The organism is Oleiphilus sp. HI0125 (genome assembly GCF_001635355.1).
The window spans coordinates 1-1,379 of sequence record NZ_LWGF01000797.1; the positions used below are offsets into that span (position 1 = coordinate 1).

At 45.8% G+C, this 1,379-nt stretch carries 1 protein-coding gene; it reads right to left on the reverse strand.

Going from position 1 to position 1,379, the window contains the following annotated elements; all coding sequences use genetic code 11:
• Nucleotides 1-130: 130 nt before the first annotated feature.
• Nucleotides 131-1,379, reverse strand: a 1,249-nt coding sequence (gene lpdA, locus A3762_RS12740; RefSeq protein WP_068755891.1) for a dihydrolipoyl dehydrogenase, incomplete at its 5' end; no start/stop codon positions are given.

Genomic DNA, 1,379 nt, shown 5'->3' on the forward strand with positions numbered 1-1,379 from the left:
CTTTGCCTGATACTCATGTAAGTTCATAGCTTATTCCGTTGTATTAATGAGTGAGCGGCAGGCGTACGACTAACACCACAAACCTGCCCCTAGTTAACACCTATACTTATAGGCGAATCTAAATTATGTATTATTTGCGTTTCTTTCTGTTTGCTACGTGAATAGCGTGTCCTGAAACAGCTAAAGCCGCCTCGTGCACAGATTCAGAAAGCGTAGGGTGCGCAAACATTGTCAAACCAAGGTCCTCAGAACTAGAACCAAATTCCATCGCGATCACAGCTTGGGCAATAAGTTCAGATGCGCTAGGTCCAATGATATGCACTCCTAGAATGCGATCCGTTTCTTCATGCGCAAGAATTTTAACCATTCCCGCCGTCGCGTTTGTCGCCATCGCTCGGCCGCTTGCAGCAAAAGGTGCAATACCAACATTGTATGGAACGCCATCAGCTTTGAGCTGCTCTTCATTTTGACCACACCATGCTAGTTCTGGGTGCGTATAAATAACACCCGGAATAATATCGTAATTGACCTGCGTCTTTTGACCAGCAATACGCTCGGCAACCATGACGCCCTCTTCAGAACCTTTGTGCGCAAGCATTGGACCGCGAACAACATCACCGATCGCATAGACACCGGGCACATCAGTCTGGCAATGATCATCAACATAGATAAAACCGCGCTCATCCAAATTGATACCACTATCTGGAGACAACAAACCATCGGTAACAGGAGCTCGACCAACTCCAACGATTAACTTATCGACTTTAAGTTCTTGATCGCCTTTAGCATCTTTGTACTGAACGTTCACGAGACCGCGCTTAACATCTGTACCTTGAACCATAGATTTAAGACGAATATCGAGGCCTTGCTTCTTAAACTGCTTTAGCGCTTCTTTTGCGATTTGTTGATCAACAGCACTCAAAAACGTGTCCTGAGCTTCCAGAACCGTAACTTCCGATCCAAGACGAGCCCAAACGCTGCCTAGCTCAAGGCCAATAACGCCTGCGCCAATCACACCAACTCGTTTTGGAACTTCTGTGAATTCGAGAGCGCCCGTTGAGTCAACAATGTACCCCTCAGTTATAGGGGCTGGCGGAATCTCAATAGGCTTAGATCCCGTTGCGATAATAACGTTTTCAGCCTCATAGCTTGAAACCTTCCCATCATTATCTGTCACTTCAACTTTCTTACCTGCTAGCACTTTTGCAGTACCGTGAATGGACGTTACGCCATTCGCCTTAAAGAGCATACCAACGCCACCAGTAAGGTTTTTAACGATGGTTTCTTTACGACCCATCATTTTTGGCACGTCTATTTCAACATCGTCTGCAGAGATACCATGAATATCGAAGTCGTGCTTAGCTTCCTCATACTTATGA